The organism is Pseudomonas sp. JC1203, from assembly GCF_056175065.1.
Map to the genome: position 1 here is coordinate 1 of NZ_JBWCAM010000002.1, position 24325 is coordinate 24325.

Annotated in this window: 19 protein-coding genes, 1 tRNA gene and 1 riboswitch; of the genes, 9 read left to right on the forward strand and 11 right to left on the reverse strand. The window is 67.5% G+C overall.

Annotated features, from left to right (window positions below; translation table 11 throughout):
- Window positions 1–288: 288 nt before the first annotated feature.
- From selA to AC0SZ7_RS03240, 3 genes are all read left to right on the forward strand, one after another.
- Entirely contained in the window at window positions 289–1680 is a 1392-nt protein-coding gene (selA, locus tag AC0SZ7_RS03230; protein ID WP_475503381.1) for an L-seryl-tRNA(Sec) selenium transferase, read from the forward strand.
- The gene (gene selB, locus AC0SZ7_RS03235; RefSeq protein ID WP_475502985.1) at window positions 1677–3590 is read left to right on the forward strand and encodes a selenocysteine-specific translation elongation factor; all 1914 of its coding nucleotides are present in this window, start codon (window positions 1677–1679) and stop codon (window positions 3588–3590) included. Before selA ends, selB begins: the two co-directional genes overlap by 4 nt.
- A gap of 10 nt (window positions 3591–3600) precedes the next feature.
- A tRNA-Sec gene (locus AC0SZ7_RS03240) sits at window positions 3601–3696 on the forward strand.
- A gap of 142 nt (window positions 3697–3838) precedes the next feature.
- Here AC0SZ7_RS03240 and AC0SZ7_RS03245 read toward each other — a convergent pair.
- The 9 genes from AC0SZ7_RS03245 to leuC all read right to left on the reverse strand — a co-directional run bounded on the left by AC0SZ7_RS03245 (window position 3839) and on the right by leuC (window position 13989).
- Window positions 3839–4798, reverse strand: a complete 960-nt coding sequence (locus AC0SZ7_RS03245; RefSeq protein WP_475502986.1) for a D-isomer specific 2-hydroxyacid dehydrogenase family protein — start codon at window positions 4796–4798, stop codon at window positions 3839–3841.
- Complete coding sequence (locus AC0SZ7_RS03250; protein ID WP_475502987.1) at window positions 4795–5940, reverse strand: acyl-CoA dehydrogenase family protein; 1146 nt, start codon at window positions 5938–5940, stop codon at window positions 4795–4797. Before AC0SZ7_RS03250 ends, AC0SZ7_RS03245 begins: the two co-directional genes overlap by 4 nt.
- Entirely contained in the window at window positions 5937–7289 is a 1353-nt protein-coding gene (locus tag AC0SZ7_RS03255; protein ID WP_475502988.1) for an LLM class flavin-dependent oxidoreductase, read from the reverse strand. The genes AC0SZ7_RS03250 and AC0SZ7_RS03255 overlap by 4 nt, the downstream gene beginning before the upstream one ends.
- Window positions 7290–7309: 20 nt before the next feature.
- Window positions 7310–8266, reverse strand: a complete 957-nt coding sequence (locus AC0SZ7_RS03260; protein WP_475502989.1) for an ABC transporter substrate-binding protein — start codon at window positions 8264–8266, stop codon at window positions 7310–7312.
- 211 nt (window positions 8267–8477) lie between these two features.
- Window positions 8478–10061: a rhodanese-related sulfurtransferase gene (locus AC0SZ7_RS03265; protein ID WP_475502990.1), complete on the reverse strand. Its 1584-nt coding sequence runs from the start codon at window positions 10059–10061 to the stop codon at window positions 8478–8480.
- A complete protein-coding gene (locus tag AC0SZ7_RS03270; RefSeq protein WP_475502991.1) occupies window positions 10058–10666 on the reverse strand; it encodes a cysteine dioxygenase family protein in 609 nt (202 codons plus the stop codon). The genes AC0SZ7_RS03265 and AC0SZ7_RS03270 overlap by 4 nt, the downstream gene beginning before the upstream one ends.
- Window positions 10667–10680: 14 nt before the next feature.
- Window positions 10681–11751: an LLM class flavin-dependent oxidoreductase gene (locus tag AC0SZ7_RS03275; protein WP_475502992.1), complete on the reverse strand. Its 1071-nt coding sequence runs from the start codon at window positions 11749–11751 to the stop codon at window positions 10681–10683.
- A 207-nt stretch (window positions 11752–11958) separates the two neighbouring features.
- Window positions 11959–12564, reverse strand: a complete 606-nt coding sequence (gene leuD, locus AC0SZ7_RS03280; RefSeq protein ID WP_475502993.1) for a 3-isopropylmalate dehydratase small subunit — start codon at window positions 12562–12564, stop codon at window positions 11959–11961.
- Between the two features lie 3 nt (window positions 12565–12567).
- Complete coding sequence (leuC, locus tag AC0SZ7_RS03285) at window positions 12568–13989, reverse strand: 3-isopropylmalate dehydratase large subunit (protein WP_475502994.1); 1422 nt, start codon at window positions 13987–13989, stop codon at window positions 12568–12570.
- A gap of 703 nt (window positions 13990–14692) precedes the next feature.
- On the opposite strand from leuC, the gene AC0SZ7_RS03290 reads away from it, so the two are divergent.
- The gene (locus AC0SZ7_RS03290; protein WP_475502995.1) at window positions 14693–15619 is read left to right on the forward strand and encodes a site-specific integrase; all 927 of its coding nucleotides are present in this window, start codon (window positions 14693–14695) and stop codon (window positions 15617–15619) included.
- 195 nt (window positions 15620–15814) lie between these two features.
- On the opposite strand, the gene AC0SZ7_RS03295 is transcribed toward AC0SZ7_RS03290, so the two are convergent.
- Window positions 15815–17926 (reverse strand): TonB-dependent receptor, encoded by a 2112-nt coding sequence (locus tag AC0SZ7_RS03295; protein WP_475502996.1) that lies wholly within the window; start codon window positions 17924–17926, stop codon window positions 15815–15817.
- 109 nt (window positions 17927–18035) lie between these two features.
- Window positions 18036–18241: riboswitch (cobalamin riboswitch) on the reverse strand.
- Between the two features lie 138 nt (window positions 18242–18379).
- Between AC0SZ7_RS03295 and AC0SZ7_RS03300 the strand changes: the two genes are divergently transcribed.
- The gene (locus AC0SZ7_RS03300; RefSeq protein WP_475502997.1) at window positions 18380–19369 is read left to right on the forward strand and encodes a DNA-binding protein; all 990 of its coding nucleotides are present in this window, start codon (window positions 18380–18382) and stop codon (window positions 19367–19369) included.
- A gap of 7 nt (window positions 19370–19376) precedes the next feature.
- Here AC0SZ7_RS03300 and AC0SZ7_RS03305 read toward each other — a convergent pair whose 3' ends face one another.
- Window positions 19377–19808, reverse strand: coding sequence for a hypothetical protein (locus tag AC0SZ7_RS03305; protein WP_475502998.1), 432 nt, complete (start codon window positions 19806–19808; stop codon window positions 19377–19379).
- Window positions 19809–19944: 136 nt separating this feature from the next.
- Here AC0SZ7_RS03305 and AC0SZ7_RS03310 point away from each other — a divergent pair, with 136 nt between their 5' ends.
- From AC0SZ7_RS03310 to AC0SZ7_RS03325, 4 genes are all read left to right on the forward strand, one after another.
- Window positions 19945–20640 carry a fumarylacetoacetate hydrolase family protein gene (locus AC0SZ7_RS03310; RefSeq protein ID WP_475502999.1) on the forward strand — a complete coding sequence of 232 codons (696 nt, stop codon included), beginning with the start codon at window positions 19945–19947 and terminating at the stop codon, window positions 20638–20640.
- A gap of 58 nt (window positions 20641–20698) precedes the next feature.
- The gene (locus tag AC0SZ7_RS03315; protein WP_475503000.1) at window positions 20699–21616 is read left to right on the forward strand and encodes a helix-turn-helix transcriptional regulator; all 918 of its coding nucleotides are present in this window, start codon (window positions 20699–20701) and stop codon (window positions 21614–21616) included.
- A 60-nt stretch (window positions 21617–21676) separates the two neighbouring features.
- The gene (locus AC0SZ7_RS03320) at window positions 21677–22636 is read left to right on the forward strand and encodes an alpha/beta fold hydrolase (protein ID WP_475503001.1); all 960 of its coding nucleotides are present in this window, start codon (window positions 21677–21679) and stop codon (window positions 22634–22636) included.
- Between the two features lie 262 nt (window positions 22637–22898).
- The gene (locus AC0SZ7_RS03325) at window positions 22899–24215 is read left to right on the forward strand and encodes an OprD family porin (RefSeq protein WP_475503002.1); all 1317 of its coding nucleotides are present in this window, start codon (window positions 22899–22901) and stop codon (window positions 24213–24215) included.
- Window positions 24216–24325: the final 110 nt, after the last annotated feature.

Sequence of the window (24325 nt, forward strand, 5' to 3'; positions counted from 1 at the left end):
ATGTTCGAGGTCGGCTCGTTCAACTGTTCGGGCTTGTAGCCAGAGCGGAGAGGTGAATGGCGGTTCTGCTGCTACACGTGCTTATCAACACTGCTGCCGAACAACCTGCCATTCACCGCTCTCACCTTAGATTCTATTCCCTTCTCTAGACACAAGCTGCCGCAGGCTGCGTCCCCTAACCCCGCCGTTCCTGATGTTGCGCGGCGCCCCGGACGCGGCCTGGTGGCCGCTGCTACGCGCATCCTGGCTTCACCGGCTACGCTGTTGGGGTATTCACACCGGAGCCCCCTGATGCCACCGCGCCTGCCCTCGGTCGATAGCCTGTTGCGCCACGCTGCCTGCCTGCCTTTGCTCGACCGCTACGGCCGCCCAGCCACCCTGCAGGCGTTGCGCGGGCTGCTGGATGACGTGCGCCAGGGCGAGCCAACGCAGGCAGCGGAGCAAATGCCGGAGGTGCTGTTGGGCCGCGTCAGCGAGCGGCTGCACGTGCAGCATCAAAGCCGCATTCTCCGGGTGTTCAACCTCACCGGCACGGTGCTGCACACCAACCTGGGGCGGGCGCTGTTGCCCGAGGTCGCGATCGAGGCCGTACAGACGGCGGCGCGCTACCCGTTGAACCTGGAGTTCGACCTGGCCACCGGCAAGCGCGGCGACCGTGACGACCTGATCGAAGGCCTGATTCGCGAGCTGACCGGCGCCGAGGCGGTGACGGTGGTCAACAACAATGCCGCCGCCGTGCTGCTGGCCCTCAACAGCCTGGGGGCGCGCAAGGAAGGCATCATTTCGCGCGGCGAGCTGATCGAGATCGGCGGCGCCTTTCGTATCCCCGACATCATGGCCCGCGCCGGGGTTAAGCTGCACGAGGTGGGCACCACCAACCGCACCCACGCCCGCGACTACGAGGCCGCCATCAACCCGCGCAGCGGCCTGGTGATGCGCGTTCACACCAGCAACTACAGCATCCAGGGCTTTACCGCCCAGGTGCCCACCGCCGAACTGGCGCAGCTTGCCCACCAGCACGGCCTGCCGCTGCTGGAAGACCTGGGCAGCGGCAGCCTGCTGGACCTGACCCGCTGGGGCCTGCCCGCCGAACCCACAGTGCGCCAGGCCCTGGCCGACGGCGCCGACATCGTCACCTTCAGCGGCGACAAGCTGCTGGGCGGCCCACAGGCGGGGCTGGTCGTGGGCCGCAAGGACCTGGTCGCGAAGATCAAGAAGAACCCGCTCAAACGCGCGCTACGGGTCGACAAGCTGACCCTGGCGGCGCTGGAGGCGGTGCTGGGCCTGTACCGCGACCCCGACCGCCTGGCCGAGCGCTTGCCCAGCCTGCAGCTGTTGACCCGTGCACCTGAACAACTGCAGGCCCAGGCCGAGCGCCTGCTGCCTGCCGTGGCCCAGGCGGTGGGGCAGGGTTGGGCGGTGTCTGCCGTGCCCGCGCTGGGCATGATCGGCAGCGGCAGCCAGCCGGTGGCGCGCCTGCCGGGGGCGGCGTTGTGCCTGCGCCCGCAGGTGTCCAGGCGCCTGCGTGGGCGCCAGTTGCTTGAGCTGGAAGCGCGCCTGCGCGGCCTGCCGATTCCGGTGCTGGGGCGCCTGGACGATGACGCCCTGTGGCTGGACGTGCGCCAGCTGGACGATGAGCCGGCGTTCCTGGCGCAGCTGCCCGGGTGGGCCGCACCGTGATTATCGGCACCGCCGGCCACATCGACCACGGCAAGACCGCGCTGCTGGCGGCCCTCACCGGGCAGCCCGGCGACCGCCGCCGCGAAGAGCGCGAGCGCGGCATCACCATCGACCTGGGCTACCAGTACGCGGCGCTGGAGCGTGATGCGCCGCTGACCGGCTTCATCGACGTGCCGGGCCACGAGCGCTTCGTCCACAACATGCTCGCCGGCGCCCAGGGGGTCGACCTGGTGCTGCTGGTGGTGGCCGCCGACGACGGCTACATGCCGCAAACCCTGGAGCACCTGGCCATCGTCCAGCTGCTGGGCATTCCCCAGGCGCTGGTGGCCATCACCAAATGCGACCGGGTGCCGTTGGCGCGGGTGCGCGAGGTGCAGGGCCAGGTCGACCGGCTGTTGGCCGATGGGCCCTACGCGGCGGCGCGACGCATCCCGGTGTCCAGCGTCACCGGGGCTGGCATCGACACGCTGCTGAAGACCCTGGTGATGATGCAGCGCGAGATGCGCCAGGCTCGCGACACCGGTGGCTTTCGCCTGGCCATCGACCGCGCGTTCACGGTGCAGGGCGCCGGCATCGTGGTCACTGGCACGGCCATCGCCGGCCAGGTGCAGGTGGGTGATGCGCTGCTGCTGGGCGCCGAAGGCCGGCCGGTGAAGGTGCGCGGCCTGCACGCGCAAAACCAGGCGGCCGCACAGGCAGTGGCCGGCCAGCGGGTGGCGCTGAACCTCACCGGCGAGCGCCTGGCGCTGGAGCACATTCACCGCGGCGATTGGCTGGTGCCCGAATGGTTGTTCGCGCCCAGCCAGCGCATTGACATCGAACTGCAGCTGCTGGCCAGCGAAGCCAGGCCGTTCGAGCATTTCAGCCCGGTGCACGTGCACCTGGGCACCCAGGACGTCACCGCGCGGGTGGCGCTGCTGGAAGGCAGCAGCCTGGCCCCCGGCGGCAGCATGCTGGCGCAGCTGCTGCTGAACGCGCCCCTGCAACCGGTGCGTGGCGACCGCCTGGTGCTGCGCGACCAGAGCGCCCAGCGAACCCTGGGCGGCGGCCGGGTGCTGGACCCGTTCGCACCGTCACGCCAGCGCCGCAGCCCTGCAAGGCTTGCGCAGTTGCAGGTGCTGGCCAGCGCCACCAGCCTTGAAGGCGCCTTGCCGATGTTGCTGGCCCACAACGGCAGCGGCCTCGACCCGCAGCGCCTGGAGCGCCAGTTCAACCGCCAGCGCCAGACCTGGCGGCTGCCGCCCGGGGTGCGGGTGGTGGCCACGCGGCAGGGGCCGCTGCTCTTCAACGAACAGCGCTGGCAATCGCTGAAGGTAGCGCTGCTGGCGCACCTGGAGCGGTTTCACGAACTGGAGCCCGACCAGATGGGCCCCGACCGCGACCGGCTACGGCGCTTCGCGGCGCTGCCGGTGGAGCGCCCGGCGTACATCAGCCTGCTGGAGGAATTGCTCAACGAAGGGGCGGTACTGGCCAGCGGGCCGTGGTTGCACCTGCCCCGCCACCAGCCGCAATTGAACGCTGCGGACGATGCCTTGTGGCAGCACCTGCGGCCGTTGCTGGACGCGGGCGGCATGGACCCGCCGTGGGTGCGCGAGCTGGCCAGCGCCAGCGGTCACGACGACGCCAGCGTGCGCCTGCTGCTGCGCAAACTGGCGCGCCTGGGCCAGGTGCACCAGGTGGTCAAGGACCTGTTCTACCCGGACACCACGTTGCGGCAAATGGCGGCTATGCTGAGGCAACTGCAGGCGCAGGGGCCGGATATTCAGGTCACGGCATTCCGTGACCGGGTGGGCCTGGGCCGCAAGCGCAGCATTCAGGTGCTGGAATTCTTTGATCGCATCGGCCTGACCCGCAGGCTGGGCGAGCACCGCCGTCTGCGCCTGGAGAACCCCTTGGCGCAGGACGGCTGAGCCGTTTACAGGAAGGCAATCGCGCCCGGTGGCGCGGCCGGGCTTCAAACCCGGTTGGGGACGGCAGCCGTTCCCGGGCAGGTTCGACTCCGGCTGCCTTCCGCCATTTTCGTGTGGGCCCTGGGACGCAGCCTTCGGCAGCTGCTACGGGGGGATTTGGGTGGGGCTTGGACGCGGCCTTTGGCCGCTGCTACGGGGCTTCTCGTAGCAGCGGCCGCAGGCCGCGTCCGCAGGCAACGCGGTGTTGGTCAATACCCGCGTGCGCGGTCGGCAAGGTTGTGCAGGGGTTGCTCGTTGAGGAAACGGTCCAGGTTGTCCAGCAGGATGTCGGCGATCGCCTCGGCGCCCCGGGTGGAAATGGCCGAGGTGTGCGGCGACAGGCGCACCTTGGGGTGGCTGTAGAGGCGGTGGCCCTCGGGCAGCGGCTCGGGCTCGGTGACATCAAGCGTGGCGAAGCCCAGCGGCCCGTGGTCCAGGGCGTGCAGCAGCGCTTCCTGGTCCAGCAGCCCGCCACGGGCGATGTTGATCAGGTGCAGCCCGGGCTTGGCGCTGGCCAGTACCTGAGCGTTGATCAGGTGGCGGGTGTCGGGTGTCAGCGGCGCCGCCACCACCAGGTGGTCAGCCTCGGCGAACAACTGGTGAATGTCACGCGCCGCCTCCACGCCATCGACGCCCAAGGGCGTGTCGCTCTGGCGCAGGGCAATCACCCGTAGGCCCAGGGCCTGGGCTTTGTGCGCCAGGGCCGTGCCAATGGAGCCGAAACCAAGAATGCCCAGGGTCTGGCCCTTCACCGGCGTCAGCGCGGTGAACTGCCAGTCGGCGTTGTTCACCCAAATATCGGGCAGGTGCTTGTTGCGGGCGAAGATCGCCGCCAGGGCAAATTCGGCAATGGGGTCGCTGGCACTGCCGCGCGCGGTGGTCACCGGCAGGCCGTCGAACAGCCACGCCGGGTAGAAGTCGATGCCCGACGAGGCCAGCTGAATCCAGCGCAGGCCATAGGGCCAGCCCGGCGGCGGGGTGTCGGGCGCCTGGTAGCCGCGCACATTGATGGGCCGGCCCATGAGGATGCGCGCCTCGGGCGGCAGGTCGCTGGGCACCCCCACCGGCACTTCTATCACCTTCACGCCGGGGTGGGTCTTGGCCAGGCGCTCGCGTAAGGCCTGGTTGAACGGCGCGTCCAGCTGGCTGGCGATGACCAGGTCGCTCATGGCGTGACTCCTGTACTAAAAGCGGCGAAGGCGGCCTTGCCGACGCCGGTGAAAATGGCGTCGTTCTGCGGCGTGTGCACGCGGCTGCAGAGCACGTCGCGGTAGTGCCGCTGCAGCGGGTTGTGGCGCGACAGGCCGGGGTTGCCCGAGGCCTGAATGGCCAGTTCCACGGCGCGGATGGCGTTGTCGGTAACCAGGTACTTGATCTGCGCCGCGTGCTGCGGCGCGGTCAGGCCCTGGGCGGCGGCGTCCAGCAGGCTGCGGTTGTTGAACAGCAGGGTATCGATCTGGCCCACGGTTTCCTGGAAGCGCGGCAGGCTCGACAGCGGCGCGCCAAGGTTGGACGGGGTGCGCTCGGTGAGCCACTGCACCAGCCAGTCGCGGGCCGCCTGCGCCACGCCGTCGTACACGGCGGACAGCAGCACGGCCATCCACAGCAGGCCCTGCGCGTCTAGCTCAGCCGCAGGCGCGCTGGCCGGGCTGACGCTGACGGCGTGGTCCAGCGGCACCAGCACGTTGTCGAAGGTGACCTCGTGGCTGCAGGTGGCGCGCATGCCCAGGTGGTCCCAGGTGTCGACGATGGCAATGCCGGGAGTGTCGCGGTGCACCAGCCAGGCGCCCACCAGCGGGTCGGCGTCGTCACTGCGTGCCCACACGCTGTACCAGGCCAGGCCGTGGCTGCCGGTGGAGTAGATTTTGGTGCCGCTCAGGCGCCAGCCTTCCGGCGTGCGCCGGGCGATGGTCGCCGGCAGGCCGCCGCGCGCCGGCGTGCCCAGGTCGGGCTCCACGCGCAGGGCATTGATCAGCGCGCCGTTGCGCACCGCGTCCTCGCTGACCTGTTGGCGCAACGCCTCGGGCCAGTGGCTGAACGGCAGCCGCGCATGCTGCAGGTATTGCATCACCAGGATCAGCGCCGTGGACGGCTCGCCACGGGCCACGGCGGCGATCACGTCGCGCGCCTGGGCCAGGGTGGCGCCGCCACCGCCGTAGGCCTTGGGCACGGTAAAACCCAGCAGGCCGTGGCGGTGCAGCAGGGCGAAGTTGGCCGCCGGGAACTGCCCGGTGCGGTCGTGCAGTTCGGCGCTGGCCGCCAGTTGCGCGGTCAGCGCCGGCAGCAGGGTGCGGTAGCTGAATTCGCTCATGCCAGTTCTTCCTCGGCGGGCGCCTTGGCAGCGTACGGCGCGGCGTTGCGGTTGGCCGGCACGGCCAGGCCCAGGTGCTCGCGCAGGGTGGAGCCGGTGTAGGCGTCGCGGAACAGCCCGCGCTGCACCAGCACCGGCACCACCAGTTCGGTGAAATACTGCAAGCCATCGGGCAGCACCGAGTTGATGATGAAACCATCGGCGGCGCCGGCCTTGAACCAGTGTTCGATGTGGTCGGCAACCTGCGCAGGCGTGCCGACGAAGTCACGTTTGGGCCGCGAGAAATACAGCGCCACCTCGCGCAGGGTCCAGTCGTTCTCGCGTGCCAGTTCGATGATGCGCTCGCTGCTGCCCTTGTGGCTGTTGGCGCCCAGGTGGCCGACGTCGGGGAACGGCGCGTCCAGTGGGTACTGGCTGAAATCGTGGTCGTTGAACGGGCGGCCGAGGGCGACGATGGCGTCCTCGATGCTCACCAGTTCCACGGCCTGCTGGTAGCGGCTTTCCACCTCGGCCTCGTCGCGGCCAACGATGGGGCGAATGCCGGGCAGAATCGCCAGCTTGTGCGGGTCACGGCCAGCCTCGGTGGCGCGGCGCTTGAGGTCCTGGTAGTAGGCGCTGGCCTGCTCGAAGTTCTCGCCGTGGACGAAGATCGCGTCGGCGTTGCCGGCCGCGAAGTTGCGGCCGTCTTCCGAGGTGCCGGCCTGGAAAATCGGCGGCTGGCCCTGGGGCGAGCGGGCGATGTTCAGCGGGCCCTTCACCGCGAAGAACTCGCCCTTGTGGCCCAGGGTGTGCAACTTGGCCGGGTCGAAGAATTCACCGGTCTGCTTGTCGTAGGTGAAGGCGTCGTCTTCCCAGCTGTCCCACAGGCCCTTGACCACGTCCACGTGCTCGCGGGCGATGCGGTAGCGGGTGGCGTGCGCCGGGTGCTCGGGCTTGCCGAAGTTGTCGGCGGTGCCGCTCAGCCACGAGGTCACCACGTTCCAGCCGGCGCGGCCGCCGCTGAGCTGGTCCAGCGAGGCGAACTGGCGCGCCACCTGGAAGGGTTCGGTGTAGCTGACGGTGACAGTGGCCACCAGGCCGATGTGCTGGGTGGTGGCCGCCAGCGCCGAAAGAATGGTCAGCGGCTCGAAGCGGTTGAGGTAATGCGGGCTGGATTTTTCGTGGATATGCAGGCTGTCGGCGATAAAGGCAAAGTCGAATTTCGCCGCTTCCGCCAGCTGCGCCTGCTGCTTGTAGAAGGCAAAACTGGTGCTGGCGTTGGGCAGCGCCTTGGGGTGGCGCCATTCGCCCCAGCCGTGGCCGACGCCGTGGATCATGGCACCGAGTTTGAGTTGGCGTTGCTGGGTCATGGTCATACTCCTTTGATCAATCACTGGGCGCTGGCGGCTATGGGGGTGCTGGCGTTGAAGCTTTCGTCGAAGCCGTTGGACACGTCCACCGGCTTGGTGAGGATGCCTTCGCTGCGGTACAGGTCGGCGGTCTGCTGCAGGCCCTTGATGACCTGGGCGTCGATGGGCACGCGTTCCATGTGGGTGTTCTGCGCGGCGGCCAGCTGGATCTCCAGCGGCAGGCCGGTGACCTTGGCCATGGCGGCGGCGTACTCGCGCGGGTGGCCGTTGGCCCACTGCCAGGCGCGGTCGACGCGGGCGACGAAGTCCTGCAGTTGCACGCGCTTGTCGGCGATGGCCTGGCTGGTGGCGGCCAGGTACAGGTGGTTGCTGAGCAACGTGGCGCCGCTGACCAGCACGCGCTCCTGGCCGCTGGCGGTGGCCACGGTGGTGTACGGGTCCCAGGTGGACCAGGCGTCGACGCTGCCGTTTTCCAGCACCACGCGCGACTCGCTGGGCAGCAGGAAGGCGAAGGTCACGTCGCTGGTTTCAAGCCCGGCTTCGTGCAGGGCCTTGATCACCAGCAGGTGGCCGATGGAGCCCTTGGTGGTGACGATGCGCTTGCCCTTGAGGTCGCCCACCTGCTTGATGGGCGAGTCCTTGGGCACCAGCAGGGCGGTGGTGAAGCGGCCGTCCATGTGGGTGATGCTCACCACTTTCAGCGGCGCACCGGCGCCCAGGGCGAACACGTAGGGCGCATCGCCCAGGGCGCCGACGTCAACGGCGCCTGCGTTCAACGCCTCGCCCAAGGGGGCGGCGGCTGGGAATTCGGAAAAGTCGATGGTGTAGGGCACATGCTCAAGCTCACCGGACACTTGCAGCAGGGCCTTGATGGTGGATTTCTGGTTGGCGACCTTAAGCGGTTGCAGGTCGGCGCCGTGGGCCAGGGTGGCGGCCAGGCACAGCAGGGCGGTGGACAGCAGGCGAGGGAAGGGCATGTGGGTGCTCCATAGGGCGTGTAGCAGCGGCCGCGAGTGTGGGAGCGGGGGGGGGCGCCCCGGCGGGGGGGGGGGGCAGCCGCGCCGGGGCCCCCCCCCCCACCATCGGGGGTGTAGCAGCGGCCGCGAGTGTGGGAGCTGGCTTGCCAGCGAGCTGTTGAGGCCGAAAAGCTCGCTGGCAAGCCAGCTCCCACATTTATTGCAGGGTTTTTTAGATCACATAGAAGCCATGGGTGCCGTCGCGGGCCAGCTGCGCCACCAGGCCGAACTCCCAGTCCAGGTACGCCTGCATGGCTTCGCGCGGGGCGTCGGTGCCTTCGTAGGGGCGGCGGTAGCGGTCGATGCGCGGCGACGCCAGGTGGCCTTCGCCGCTGTCGGTGGGCAGGCCCGCCGCCAACCAGCTGGCGGTGCCGTCGCGCAGCACGAACACCGCCTTGCCGGTCAGCGCCTGCACCTGGCTGACGGCGAAACGTGCCAACAGGCTGCTGCCGCAGGTGAGCACGTAGCGCTCGGCGGCCGGGACCTTCTTCAGCACGTTGGCAAGGTCTGCACGCAAGGCCCACCAGGCGCCGGGAATGTGCTGCTTCACATGGTTGGCGCTGGTGGTGAAGTCCAGCAGTTGGGTGTCGCCCTGGGTCAGCCAGTCGGCCAGGGTGTCCGGGCTGATGACTTCATAGGACGGCACCGCCGGCACCGCCGGTTTCCACGCACCGCGCTCGGTGAAGGCGCTGGCGTCGACACCGTCCAGCACCTGTACGTCCCATCCCAATTGGGCCAGCCACGAAGCGCTCATGTTGGCGCGCACGCCGTCGTCGTCCACCAGCACGATGCGCGCCCCGCGCACGCTGGCGTAATGGTCGGTTTCCTGCACCAACTGGCCGCCAGGGGTGGAGCGGGCGCCGGGCAGGTGCGCGGCCTCGAATTCCTGGGGGGTACGCACGTCGAACAGGTAGCTGGTACGGCCTGCCTCGGCCTGCCATTGCTGCCAGTCGGCGAGGCTCGCGCGCTTGACCCCGGCCTTGTCGGCCACGCGGCGGGCGTCGGCGCTGGCGACCTGGCGGGTGTCCTCGCTGGTGGCAGCGAATTGGCGGGCCTGGCCGTGGTCCAGGGTTTGCCCGGCCAACAGCCAGCCGATGGTGCCGTTGCGCAACGCCGAGATCGGGTTGGGCAGGCCGGCGTTGACCAGCGACTGGGTGCCGATGATGCTGCGGGTGCGCCCGGCGCAGTTGACGATGATGCGGGTGGCCGGGTCCGGCGCCAGTTCACGGGCGCGCAGCACCAGTTCGGCGCCCGGCACGCTGATGCCGGTGGGAATGCTCATGGTCTGGTATTCGTCGAAGCGCCGCGCGTCCAGCACCACCACGTCGGCCTGGCGGTCGAGCAACGCCTTGACCTCTTCGGCGGCCAGCGATGGCGTATGGCGCTCGTGCTCCACCAGTTCGCCAAAGGCCTTGCTGGGCACGTTGACGTCGATGAACAGCTCGCCGCCGGCGTCGCGCCAGCCCTGCAGGCCGCCTTCCAGCAGCGCCACGTCGGTGTAGCCCAGCTGCGCCAGGCGCTCCACGGCCCGTTGCGCCAGGCCCTCGCCGTCGTCGTAGACGGTAATGGCAGTGTTCAGCCGTGGAATGCGTGGGTAAACCTCCACCTCCAGTTTCGACAGCGGAATGTTGGCCGCGAACAGCGGGTGCGCCTGGGCAAACGGCGCCTCTTCACGCACGTCCACCAGCGCCACTTCCTGGCGTTGCAGCAGGGCGTGGCGAATGTCGGCGAAGGAACGAGTCAGGGGGTGGCTCATAGGCTGTGGTTCTCTTTGGAAAGGTCCCAGATGTTGGGTAGCGTGGTGTTCGAGTAGCCGGAAATGAACAGTTTTTCAGTGCCGTCGGGCTGGTACACGGCGCGGTGCACGGCGCCGATGTTGGCGCCGTACACGTGAATGCTGATGGATACCTGGTCGGCAAACGCGTTGCTCACCTGGTGAATATCGCCAACGCGTGGCGACAACGGCTCGACGTCGCCGGGCAGCAGGCGGATCGGCGCGCCGTCGGGCACCAGTGCGCCATTGTCGGTGCGGCGGTAGTTCTGCGAATCTTCGGCACCGCGCAGCATGCCGATCAGGCCCCACACGCGGTGGTCATGAATCGGCGTGCGCTGGCCCGGGCCCCAGACGAAGCTGACCACCGAGAAGCGTTGGCGCGAGTCGGCGTGCAGCAGGAACTGTTGGTAGCGTTCCGGCGACGGCTGCGCGTATTCCTCGGGCAGCCAGTCATCGAAACTCACCAGTTGCTGCAGCAGTTGGCCGCCACGGTGCAGCTTGTCGCCTTCGCGCGGGTCGCTGTCGAGCAATTCGGCCAGGGCGCCGATAAAGGCACGCAGGCGTTCGGGGTGACGAACCTGGGACATCTTCACTCCTTGCTTCAAGCCACCTGTGCTTGACGTTGGGCCACCAGCTGGCGGGTCAGCGGGATCAGTTTCCGGCCGTAGTCGATGGCGTCCTCCAGCGGGTCGAAGCCACGGATAAGGAAGGTGGTAATGCCCAGGTCGTAGTAGTCCAGCAGCGCTTCGGCCACCTGTTCCGGGGTGCCCACCAGCGAGGTGGAGTTGCCCTGCGCGCCCAGCAGGCCGGCGATGCCGGTCCACAGCCGCTTGTCCAGGCGCGAGCCTTTGGCGGCAGCGGCCAGCAGGCGGCGCGAGCCTTCGTTCGGTGGCTCGCGACGCACGAAGCCGCGCTGCTCGGCCAGGGCAGTGGCCTGGGCCAGGATGCTCTCGGCGCGGGCCCAGGCTTTTTCCTCGGTTTCGGCCAGGATAGGCCGCAGCGACAGGCTGAAGCGCACGGTACGGCCGTGCTTGGCGGCTTCGGCACGCACCTGGGTCACCACCTCTTTCACCTGTTCGTAGGTCTCGCCCCACAGGGCATAGACGTCGGCGTGTTTGCCCGCCACGGCGATGGCCGCAGGCGACGAGCCGCCGAAGTACAGGGGAATGGGTTGCGCGGTTTTCACCGCCGAATGGGCGCCTTCGAATTCGTAGTATTCACCCTTGAAGTCGAACGGCTTGTCAGCGCTCCATTCCTGGCGCAGCACGCTCAGGTATTCGTCGGTGCGCGCGTAGCGCTGGTCCTTGCCGATGAAGCTGCCGTCGGCGCGCATTTCCTTGTCGTCACCGCCGGTGATGATGTGCACGGCGGTGCGGCCACCGTTCAGCACGTCGAGCGTGGCGAACTGGCGGGCGGCGAGGGTAGGGGCGGCGAAGCCGGGGCGGTGGGCAATCAGGAATTGCAGTTTTTTGGTCACGCTGGCGGCGTGACTGGCAATCAGCGTGCTGTCGGGGCTGTTGGAGTGGAAGGCCACCAAGGCGCGGTCAAAGCCGGCTTCTTCATGGGCGCGGGCGACCTTCTCGATGTATTCGGCCTGCAGGACCGGGCCGCTGGCCGGGTGGATTTCAGAACTGTGGTGACCGCCGATGTAGCCGATGAACTCGATGCTCATGGGTGCTTCCTTTATGGATAGAGCGTTATCAAGGGCCTCCGCCTGGCGTGGGGTCGGTCGTTGATGAAGAACATAAAGGTAGGATGCGGCGCTGTGAAATTCGATTTACTTCTAAGGTAATTATTAAATATAGGAATTTAACGGAGAATGGATATTACATTTGTGCATATTCAGCGGCAGCCCTGACGCTGCCAGGGCCGCCCGGGTTCACAGCCAGGGGTTTTCCTCCAGGTGCCGCTGCTCGAACGCACGGATTTGCTCGGCCCGCTGCAGGGTAGTGCCGATGGCATCGAGGCCCAGCAGCAACGCCTGTTTCTTCAGCCCGTCAATGGCAAAGGCAATGACCGCGCCGTCGGCCAGGCGGATTTCCTGGCGCGGCAGGTCGACGCTCAAGGTGGCGCTGGCAGGGTTGCCGGCAGCGCTGGCAACCTGCGCCAGCTGCGCCTCATCCAGCTCGATGGTGAGCACGCCGTTGCGCTGGCAGTTGTCCTGGAAAATGCCGGCGAAGCTGCTGCCGATCAGCGCGCGGATGCCGCGTTGCATCAGGCCCCACACTGCGTGTTCGCGGCTGGAGCCGCAGCCGAAGTTGGCGCCGGTGATCAGGAAGCTTGCCTGTTCCCAGGCCGGCTGGTTCAGCACGAAGTCGGGGTTGGGCGCCCCCGAGGGCAACAGCCGCAGGTCGAAGAACAGCCCATGGGCCAGGCCGTTGCGGTCGATGCCCTTGAGAAACTGCTTGGGCATGATCACGTCGGTGTCGATGTTGGCGGCCAGCAGCGGCGCGGCGCTGCCGGTGACGATAGCGAAAGGTTGCATGGTTCAGGCCTCCGGGGCACAGGTGCGAACGTCGGTGAGGTGGCCGGCGATGGCGGCGGCCGCGACCATGGCCGGGCTCATCAGGTGGGTGCGGGCGCCGGCGCCCTGGCGGCCTTCGAAGTTGCGGTTGGTGCTGGAAGCGCAGCGGTCGCCGGCGGCCAGTACGTCGTCGTTCATGGCCAGGCACATGGAGCAGCCCGACTGCCGCCATTCAAAACCGGCCTGCTGGAAAATCGCCGCCAGGCCTTCGGCCTCGGCCTGTTCACGCACCAGGGTCGAGCCGGGCACGATCATCGCCCGTACGTGGGCGGCCACGCGCTTGCCGCGCACCACCCGCGCGGCGTCGCGCAGGTCTTCGATGCGGGCGTTGGTGCACGAGCCGATGAAGGCGTGGTTGATGCGCACCTCATTCAATGCCATGCCGGGCGCAAGGTCCATGTAGGCGAGGGCGCGTTGCAGGCCCTGGCGCAGGATGGGGTCGGGCTCGCGCGCCGGGTCCGGCACGTGGCCGGCGATGGGCGCGGCCTGGTCGGGGCTGGTGCCCCAGGTGACCATCGGGGTCAGGCTGCCGGCATCGATATGCACTTCGCGGTCGAACACGGCGTCGGCGTCGCTGTGCAGCAGCCGCCATTTGCTCAGCGCGGCGTGCCATTGCGCGCCCTTGGGCGCGCGCGGCTTGTCGGCCAGGTAGGCGAACACCTTGTCGTCGGGTGCCATGAACGCGCCGCGCGCGCCGGCTTCCACGGCCATGTTGCAGATGGTCATGCGCGCTTCCACGCTGAGGGCGTCGATGCCGGCGCCGGCGAATTCGATGGCATAGCCGGTGGCGCCCGAGGCGCCTATACGCGCGATCAGGGCCATGATGATGTCCTTGGACACCACGCCCGGGCGTAGCTGCCCGTCGACGGTGACGCGCAGGGTTTTCAGGCGCTTGTATACCAGGGTCTGGGTGGCCAGCAGGTGCTCGATTTCCGAGGTGCCGATGCCGAAGCCGAACGCACCCAGCGCGCCGTAGGTGGTGGTGTGGCTGTCGCCGGCGGCCACCACCATGCCGGGCAGGATGAAGCCCTGTTCGGGCGCCACCACGTGCTCGATGCCCTGGCGGCGGTCGAGCACGTCGAACAGCTCGATGCCGAAGTCACGGCAGTTCTCGGTGAAGTAGGCCACTTGCCGCGCGCCACCGGCGTCGGGCATGGCGGCGGTGCGCAGCGGCGCGGTGGGGTTGACGTGGTCCACCACCGCCAGCGTCGCCTGCGGGCGCCAGGCCCTGCGGCCGGCCTGGCGCAGGCCGCTGAAGGCCTGGGGGCTGGTGTATTCATTGGCGACCTGGCGGTCTATATACAGCAGCACGTGGCCCTGGTCGTCCAGGGTGCAGACGGTGTGGCTGTCGATGTGTTTCTGGTACAGGGTGCGTGGGGTGCTCATGGGCAAGGCTCGTGGCGGTGCGGTGGCGTCCAGCATATTGCGTGGGTTTTTTGCATCAATGGCCCTTGGGGAATGGCAAAGACCACGAAACGTGGCCAATCCTGCGCGCCGCCAGGATTCGCTGCGGTGTGCCAGGGACAGCGCGGTGCCTTGGACGCGGCCTGCGGCAGCTGCTACAGGAACCGTGTTGCCTGCATCGCGATCAACGAGGTGCGCGCGGCCCCGTAGCAGCTGCCGCAGGCTGCGTCCGGATTCGCTGCGGTGTGCCAGGGACAGCGTGGCGCCTTGGACGCGGCCTGCTGCCGCTGCTACAGAAACCGTGTTGCCTGCATCGCGATCAACGAGGTGCGCGCGGCCCCGTAGCAGCTGCCGCAAGCTGCGTCCGGATTCGCTGCGGTGTGCCAGGGACAGCGTGGTGCCTTGGACGCGGCCTGCGGCAGCTGCTACAGGAACCGTGTTGCTTGCATCGCGATCAACGAGGTGCGCGCGGCCCCGTAGCAGCTGCCGCAGGCTGCGTCCGGATTCGCTGCGGTGTGCCAGGGACAGCGCGGTGCCTTGGACGCGGCCTGCGGCAGCTGCTACAGAAACCGTGTTGCCTGCATCGCGATCAACGAGGTGCGCGCGGCCCCGTAGCAGCTGCCGCAGGCTGCGTCCGCGCCGCACAGGTATACTGCCGAGCTGTCCCCACTCACAGGCCCACCCCATGGTTTCCGAGGTTGACCGCTACATCGCCGCCGGCACCCGCGAAAACACCCGGCGCAGCTACCAGTCGGCCATCGAGCACTTTGAGGTCACCTGGGGCGGCTTCCTGCCGGCCACCAGCGATGCCATCGCGCGTTACCTGGCGGACTTCGCCGGCAAGCTGTCGCTCAACACCTTGCGCCTGCGCCTGGCCGCGCTGGCCCAGTGGCACGGCAGCCAGGGCTTCCCCGACCCGACCAAGAGCCCGCAGGTGAAGCAGGTGATGAAGGGCATCCGCACCCTGCACCCGCAACAGGAAAAGCAGGCCGCGCCGCTGCAGCTGCTGGGCCTTGAGCGCTGTGTGCGCTGGCTGGACGGGCAAATCAACGACGCGCTGGCGGCCGCCGACGGCAAGCGCCTGCTGCGCTGCCGGCGCGACAAGGCGTTGATCCTGGTGGGCTTCTGGCGCGCGTTCCGCAGCGAAGAGCTGTGCCGGCTGGACGTGCAATTCATCCAGGCACGGCGCGGCGAGGGCCTGCAGATTTTCCTGCCCTGGAGCAAGGGCGACCGCGACAACCGTGGCAGCACCTACGCCGTACCGGCGCTGGAACGGCTGTGCCCGGTGGACGCCTACTGCGACTGGCTGGAAACTGCCGGCATTGCCCATGGCCCGGTGTTCCGTGGCATCGACCGCTGGGGGCGGCTGGGCGACAGCGCCTTGCACCCGTACAGCGTGATGCACCTGTTGCGCGAAGCGTTGATGGGCGCGGGGCTCGATGGCGAGGCCTACAGCAGCCACTCCCTGCGCCGTGGTTTCGCCAACTGGGCCAGCCAGAGCGGCTGGGACCAAAAGTCATTGATGAGTTATGTGGGCTGGAAAGACAGCAAGTCGGCGCTGCGCTACGTGGATGCGCGGGCCGATTTCCGCTTGCCGCCGGCGGGTATTTGAAGCACAGGTGGGGTGGCCGGACGCAGCCTTCGGCAGCTGCTACGCGAATGCGGATACCCCATGGACCGCGTCGCCTGCATCGCGGCCAAGGCCGGCTCCTGCCACGTACGGCGTAGGAGCCGACTTTAGTCGCGATGCAGGCGACACCATTTCAAGACAGTTGCTGCTACAAGGCTGTATCCCGGGCCACCACCGTCAGAACCGATAATCGGCCGTGACGAAGAATGACCGCGGCTGGCCCATCTGCCATTGCGCCCCGTCATTCTGCTGCGACACCGCATAGCGCCGGTCCAGCAGGTTGTTCAACTGCAACCCCAGGCGCACATCCGGCAGCGCCTGCCAGCCCAGGTTCGCATCCACCACCGTATACCCCGGCACCTGCGCGGTGTTGGCGGTATTGGCGTAACGCGCGTCCACGTAGCGCAGGCCTGCGCCGGCGTCGATGCGCTCGGTGAGGGCCTTGCTCAGCCACAGGTTCGCCGTGCGCCGTGGCACGTCGGTGGGGCGGTTGCCGGCGCGCGACAGCACCTGGCCATTCACCGCTTCGTCAAAATCGTCATAGCGGGCGCGCACCAGCGCGGCGTTGGCCGACAGCTGCCAATGGTCTGCCAGCGCCAGTTCCAGGCTGGCTTCCAGGCCGTTCGAGGACTGTTGGCCCACCTGCAAGGTGTCGCGGGTGATGGGGTCGGTGGTCAGTAGCTTGTTCTTGACGATGTGGTAGGCGGCCAGCGTCCACGCACCGCGCCCGTCCCAGAATTGCTGCTTGAGGCCCACCTCGGTCTGCTTCGCCCGGGCCAGGTCCAGCTGCTGCTGGCTGGGGTTCATGCTGATCAGGTCACTGACGCCGTCCTGGCTGGTGGAGTACTGGCCATACAGCGACAGTTGGTCCGTCAGCGCAAACACCAGCCCGGCGCGCCAGTTGCCGCCGGCCAGGCTGCGGTCGCTGCGAGTGTCGGCGCGCAGGTCGTCACGCTGGATATGGTTCTGGTCGCGGCGCACACCGGTCACCAGCGCCCAGCGCTCGGACAGTTGCAGGCGGTTTTCGGCGAACAGCGCGAAGGTCTGCGTGGTGCTCTGGCTCAGCGCCTGGAACGGCGATTGGCTGTGGAAGTAGCCAGGCGCCGGCGCCCACGGGTCGAGGTAGTCGCCGCCGACATCGGTGTAGGGGGAATTGTTGGCCAGGCCGAAGCGGATGCGGTTGTATTCGGCGCCCACCACGGTCTTGCTGGCCAGGCCGAACAGGCTGTGGTTGAAGGTGAAGGCCTGGCGGTCGCCCAGTTGTTCTTCGTGGTGCTTGATTTCCAGGTAACTGCCGCGCAGCAGTTGGCCCTGGCTGCTGTCCCAGCTATAGCTTTCGGCGTTGCGCCAGTGGCGGCGGCTCTTGATGTAGTACAGCTCGTTGCTGGCACTGACGGCGTCGCTCAGGGTCCAGTCGGTGGTCAGGCGCGTCCACTGGTCGTCGTAGTGCTGCACGGCGTTGCGCACGTTGTAGTTCTTGTCGCGCAGGCTGTCGCGGTAGTGGCCGTCGATCAGCGGCGTGCCCAGGTAGTTCATGGGCCGGCTGTCGCCCTGCTCATGGGCCAGGGTGACGCTCAGGTCGTCGCTGGCTTGCCAGCGCAGGGCGCCGCTGAAGGCCAGGCTTGAGGACTGGCCACGGTCTACCCAGCCGTTGCTGCTTTGCTGGTCCAGGGTCAGCCGGTAGCTGAGGCGCTCGCCCAGCGAACCGCCGCTGTCAAAGGCGGTCTGCTGGCGGTCGTCGCTGCCGTAACCCACGCGCAGGTGGTTGCTGATGGCGCCCTCGAAAGGCTTTTTCGGCACCACGTTGATCACCGCGCCAGTGGCGCCTTCGCCATACAGCACCGAGGCCGGGCCGCGGATTACGTCGATGCGCTCGACCATCCACGGGTCCACGGGGAAGGTCTGGGTGCCGGCGCCGGTGTACAGGCGCGCGCCGTCGAACAGGGTCATCACCGACTCATGGCCACTGAAGCCGCGCGCGGACAACGCGGTGTTGCCGTTGCCCGGCGCGGCGATGCTGGTGATGCCGGGGGCACGGGTAACCGCTTCCTGCACGGTGAGGTTGTTGCGGCCGTCGATGGCGGCCTCGTCGAGGCTGCTGATGCTGGCAGGGGTCTGCAGCGGTGTCAGGTTCAGGCGTGAACCGGCCGTGCCGGGCGTGGCCAGCGGGGTGTCGGCGCGTTCGCTGATGGTGGTCGCCGGTAGCGCCAGTTCATCGGCGTGGGCAGGCAAGGGCAAAAACAACGCCAGGCACGGGGCCAGGCTGTGAAGCAGGGAAGTACGGGACATGCTGTTCCAACTACAAGTCAGGAAAAGATGAACCCGGAGGGACACGCATGGCAAATCGCGGGCGCAAACGCCCACGGAAACCGGCCTGCGCCCGCCCACCGCGGGTTGCCAATCGAAGCGTTTGCAGGCCGGTCTCCGGGCTTGCGAGGGTCATGAACGCGTCGCCTTCCCATGCGGTGTGCACAGTGGCATATCAACGTGTTCGCTCGCTTACCGTTGCGGGGGCAGCGCCGGACTGATCACCAAAGTGACGCACCGGCTTCCCGTTTCACCCTGAGCACGGCGGCTGAGGGCACCTGAAACTGGCGCGCATTCGACCACCGATGTGGATCCAGGTCAATGTCTCAAAGCTGATACGGTGATATTGCCAAGCTCGGTGGTATATCCCAAGCACCGTGGTATATTGCGCGCCATTACAGAATACATACCGCAGTACACTTCACAGGAGCAGGCATGGCACGGGGCGGGATCAACAAGGCAGTGGTGCAAAAGGCGCGTGAGGCGCTGCTGGCCCGGGGCGAAAACCCCACCATCGACGCCGTGCGCGTGGCGCTGGGGAACACCGGTTCGAAGACCACCATCCACCGGTACCTCAAGGAGCTGGAGGAAACCGACCAGCGCCGCCAGGCCCCGCGCGAACACCTGACCCAGGAGCTGGGCGAGCTGGTAGGCCGCCTGGCCTTGCGCCTGAAAGAGGAGGGTGACGAGTACGTGCAGCAGGCTCAGGCCCGCTTCGACCTGCAAAAAGCCGTGCTTGAAGCCGACCTGGCCGAGGCCGCCAAGGCCCACGCCGCCCTGCAACAGCAGTTCGAGATTCAGGCCGAGGCGCTGGCCAGCGAGTCGGAACAGTTGGCCACCTGCCGCACCACCCTGCAGGCCGAGCACACCCGTAACGCGCGGCTGGGCCAGGAATGCAGCGACCTGCAACTGCGCGTGCAGGAAAAGGACGAGCACATCCGCTCGCTGGAAGACAAGCACCAGCACGCCCGTGACGCCCTGGAGCATTACCGCCAGGCCGTGAAAGAGCAGCGCGACCAGGATCAGCGTCGCCACGAAGGCCAGGTGCAGCAGGTGCAGGTGGAAGTGCGGCAGTTGCAGCAGAGCCTGATCGTCAAGCAGGACGAGCTGATGCGCCTTAACCGCGATAACGAACGCATGCTGGTGGAGGCGCGCCAGGCGCGCAAGGATCAGGACAACGCCGCCCAGGCCCTGGCCGACAAGGCCGCCGAAAGCACTGCGCTGGCCAGCCAGTTGGCCCAGGCCTTGGGCGTGCGCGAGGCGCTGGACCGGCAGATTGCCGTGTTCCGCGAAGAGCAGGCGGCGCAGGTTCAGGCCACCAAGGCCCAGGTACTGCGCGAGGCGCACCTGGAGCAGCAGCTGCAACAGGCCAACGCCACCCTGGCGCAATGGCGCGCCGACCGCGCGGCGGCCAGCGCCGAGTAACGCGTTTTCAGTCTTCGCTGGGCGTGTGGCCGGGGCCTACCGGCTGCAGGCCGCTGCGCAGGATGCGCTGTACCCGCTGCATCTTCTCCAGCGAGCCAGGCACGCCGTTGCTCATGTCGATCATGGCCTTGCCGCACAGCTTGGCCCGAAAGCCGTCCAGCTTGCTGAATTCCTGGCCCGAGACGTTAATGATGTTCATGGCCCAGGCCAGAATGTTCTCGCCCGGGTTCGGGCCGTTGAGGATGCCATTGAACATGTATTCCATGGCCTGGCGGTACTGGCCCTGGGTGCGGATGGCGGCGCAGTCGATGTCGGTGCCGGCGAAAGTCTGCACCATCAGGCGGCGCATGGTGTCGTCCAGCGGCTCGGGTTCGTTGCCGTCGTCCTCGAACACACGGGCGTTGCGCAGGGGGACGACGTTGTCGGTGTAATCGGTCATAGGTACTCCTTGTCATGACGCAGGTGGCGCAGTATGCGCCATTGCGTTGCCCAGTCCAAAATTCGCGCCGTTCTGTGCAAGCCAGCCGGGGTGCCGGCAGGCAGACTGGTGGCCTTTGAAACAGGAGTGCTGCCCCATGACCGACTACGTGATACCCCAGCCGCCCGCCGCCAGCGTTGCCATTGCCGGTGACAGCCGCCGCTTCCCCATTCGCCGGGTGTTCTGCGTGGGCCGCAACTATTCCGAGCACGCGCGGGAGATGGGCCATGACCCGGACCGCGAACCGCCGTTCTTCTTCTGCAAGCCTGCCGACGCCGTGGTGCCGGCTGAAGGCGTGATTGCCTACCCGCCATTGACCGCCGACCTGCACCACGAAATTGAACTGGTGGTGGCCATCGCCGAAGGCGGCGTCGACATCGCCCCCGAGCAGGCCCTGGGCCACGTCTGGGGCTACGGCGTAGGCCTGGACCTGACCCGCCGCGACCTGCAGGCCCAGGCCAAGAAGCAGGGCCGGCCCTGGGACTGGGCCAAGGGCTTCGACGAATCCGCGCCGTGCACCGCGCTGCTTCCAGCGGCCAGCCTGGGCCACCCGGCCAGCGGCGCCATCTGGCTGAAGGTCAACGGCGAGGAGCGCCAGCGCGGCGACCTGGCGGACCAGATCTGGGCGGTGCCGGACGTGATCGCCTATCTGTCGCGCTCGGTGGCATTGCAGCCCGGCGACCTGATTTTCACCGGCACCCCGGCCGGCGTCGGCGCCTTGCAGCCCGGTGACCAGGTCAGTGCCGGCATCGACGGCGTGGCGCAGTTCGAGTTGCGCATCGGCAAGCGCTGACAGCCGGCGCGCCGCGCTTTAGACTGGCGGCGTCTTTCCGGTCTTCGAGGTTGCTGCCATGCCGTCCCTGTCCCGCGTGCCCACCTATGGCATGCAGCAGCGCAGCAACCGCGAGGATTTCTACATCCGCGACAAGCAGGAGCGCGAGGCACTCACCGCGCCGCACCGCCACGAATACTTCCAGATCCAGGTCAACCTGGGTGGCGACACCGTGCAGCACATCGGCGGCGCGGTGCGGCCGTTTCCGCGCAACGCCCTGAGCTTTATCCTGCCGCACCGCCTGCATTTGATCCCGCACCCCGAGCACGGCAACTTCATGCTCATCAACTTCGCCCAGAGCTTCCTGCTGCCGCACCTGGCCTGCGACCCGCTGGACCTGGAAGACGTGCCCCTGGGCCAGGCGCCGGAGCTGGCGCCGTTCCAATGCCAGGAGCACCTGGACTTCATCCTCGACGACGAGGCCTTTGCCGAGATAGAAAGCGTGTTGATACGCCTGCGCGAACTGGACCGCACCCGTGACTTCGGCACCACCACGCTGCTGCGCGCAGGCCTGTTGCAGCTGATTGGCGTGGTCAGCCAGCGCTTCGCCACGGCCTTGCAGCAGTTGGCCTGCGACCGCGCCGCGCGCCGTGGCCGTCGCGACGCGCTGGCGCGGGTCACCGCCTATATTCGCGAGCACATCGCCAACCCCGAGCTGACGCTGAAGGACGCGGCCGCCGCCGCTTTCCTGTCGCCCAATTACCTTACGCACCTGCTGCGCAAGGACACCGGCAGCACCTTCAGCGAACTGGTGCTGGAACGGCGCATGCGCCTGGCGCGCACCCACCTGCTCAACGGCGACGAGCCCATCAGCCACGTCGCCCAGCGCTGCGGCTTTGCCGACGAGGCGTATTTCTCGCGGCGCTTCCGCCAGACCCAGGGCCTGCCACCGGGCCAATTCCGCCGGCAGCAGCGCGAGCATAGCGGCCATCAATGATGGTTAGCGTTGTGGCTGTGCTTTGCTAGGGTGTTGGAAACGGTCAGACGAGCATGGACGATGAAGGCCACACAGCAACGTACTTTGGCAGTCAATGGCATCACCCTGAGCGTGCACGTGGCCGGCCCCGAGCACGGCCGGCCGGTGTGGCTGCTGCACGGTTTTCCCGAATGCTGGTACTCCTGGCGGGCGCAGATCGCGCCACTGGTGGCGGCCGGCTACCAGGTGTGGGTGCCGGAGATGCGCGGCTACGGCGCCAGTTCCGCGCCCCAGGCAGTGGCGGCCTACGACCTGCTGACCCTATGCGCCGACATCCAGGGCGCCATGGACCTGGTGGGGCACACCCGGGCGTGCGTGGTGGGCCACGACTGGGGCGCGCCCGTGGCCTGGCACCTGGCGCTGCTGGAACCTGAACGCGTGCAGGCGGTGGTGGCCTTGTCGGTGCCTTATGCGGGCCGCCCGAAGCAGCCGGCGATAGAGCTGATACGCGCGCACTTCAAGGACCGCTTCAACTACATCCTGTACTTCCAGAACCCGGGGGTAGCCGAAGCGGAACTGGACGCCGACATCGCCCACACCTTGCGTATGTTCATGCAGGGCGGCGATAGCGGTGACCTGATCCTCAAGGAAAAACCCGCCAGCGCCACGCTGTTCGAAGGCATCAACCAGCCCGACCGGCTGCCGGCCTGGTGCAGCGCCGAAGCGTTCGAAGTGTACGTGCAGACGTTCGCCGGCCGTGGCTTTCACGGCGCGCTGAACTGGTACCGCAATTTCGAACGCAACTGGCAGCGCACCGAGCTCCTGGCCGAGGCCAACGTAGAGCAGCCGGCGCTGTTCCTGCTCGGCGAACTGGACCCGGTGGGGGTGCTGGAGGCGCACACGCTGCTGCGCATGCCCAAGCGCGTACCCAGGCTTGAGCAGCATATCGTCAAGCAGTGCGGGCACTGGATACAGAGCGAACAGCCCGGCATCGTCAACGGCCATTTGTTGCGCTTTCTGGCGAGCCATTATCCTGTATGACATGCACCTGTGGGAGCTGGCTTGCCAGCGAGCTTTTGGGCTACAACAGCTCGCTGGCAAGCCAGCTCCCACAATGAAGATTAATTTAACCTCACAACCCGTTGATCCATAACGCTTTGCCCAAAGCCGCGAACACCCTGCATATGCCTTTTCCCTAGCCACTTATGACCCCGCCCGGCATATCATTAGGCCAACTTCGTATTTTTGAACCAAAACGTACATTCCTACACTCCGCCGTCCCTGACCCCACCAAGGACGTCCGATGTACCGTCAAGCCTTTCCCCTGGCCCTCAGCGCCGCCCTGTTCAGCCAGCCCCTGTGGGCCGATGGTTTCCTCGATGACAGCAAGGCCGACCTGACCCTGCGCAACTTCTTCATCAACAACGACAACCGCAGCGGCACGGCCACGCCGTCCAAACAGCAGGAGTGGGGCCAGGGCTTTATCCTCAATTACGCCTCGGGCTTTACCGACGGCCCGGTGGGCTTCGGCCTAGACGCCCTGGGCATGCTCGGCCTGCGCCTGGATTCGGGTAAGGGCCAGGCCTACAACAGCGGCAGCAGCGGTGGCGGTATCGTCTTCCCCAGTGGCAGCGACGGCCGCGCGGTGAACGACTTCGCCAGCCTGGGCCTGACCGCCAAGCTGCGCTTCTCGAAAACCGAAGTGCGCCATGGCACCCTGCAGCCGCACCTGCCGGTGATCGGCATCAACGATGGCCGCCTGCTGCCGCAGACGTTCCAGGGCACCCAGGTGACCAGCCGCGAGTTTGACAACCTGACCCTGGTCGGCGGCAAGATCACCTCGGTGAAGGGCCGCAATTCCAGCAACCAGGCGTCACTGTCGATTGCCGGCGCCAACAGCCTTACCGGCCAGCGCAGCAACGCCTTCTACTACGCTGGCGCCGACTACAAGCTGGACCCGCACACCACCGCGCAGTACTACTTCGCCAACCTCGACGACTTCTACAACCAGCACTTCGTTGGCCTGACCCACAGCACCAAGCTGCCGCGCGGCACCCTGCAGACCGACCTGCGCGGCTTCATCAGCAGCAGCCAGGGCGAGAACGCCAGCGCGGCGGGGCGGGTGGCCGGCTATAAATCCAGCGGCGCCGTGGGCAGCAACGGCGAGGTCGACAACCGCACGTGGAGCGCGCTGTTCACCTACACCCTGGGCAGCCAGTCCCTGGCGGCGGGGTACCAGCGCGTCAACGGCAGCAGCGACTTCCCGTTCATCAACCAGGGCGACGGCAACGCGCCGTACCTGATCACCAGCCGCCAGATTGGCCGCTTCCAGCACGCCGGCGAGCGCACCTGGCTGGCCCAGTACAGCTACGACTTCGCCGGCCTGGGCCTGTCGGGGCTGAGCGCCTCGGTGGTCTACCTCAACGGTGACCACGTCCAGGCGGCCAGCACAGGCGGCGAATGGGAGCGCGACCTGGCGGTGAACTACGTGGTCAACCAGGGCCGGTTCAAGGGCGTGGGCTTCAGCTGGCTGAACGCCGCGTTCCGCACCGAAGTGACCGGCCAGCGCAGCCAGGACGAGAACCGCCTGATCGTCAGCTACCGCTTCGCCCTCCTGTAACCGCGATTGCTTATGTGGGAGCTGGCTTGCCAGCGAGTTTTGCTTGCCTCAACAGCTCGCTGGCAAGCCAGCTCCCACAGGCCCTTTGCAGCCGCGGATTGCAGGGCGGC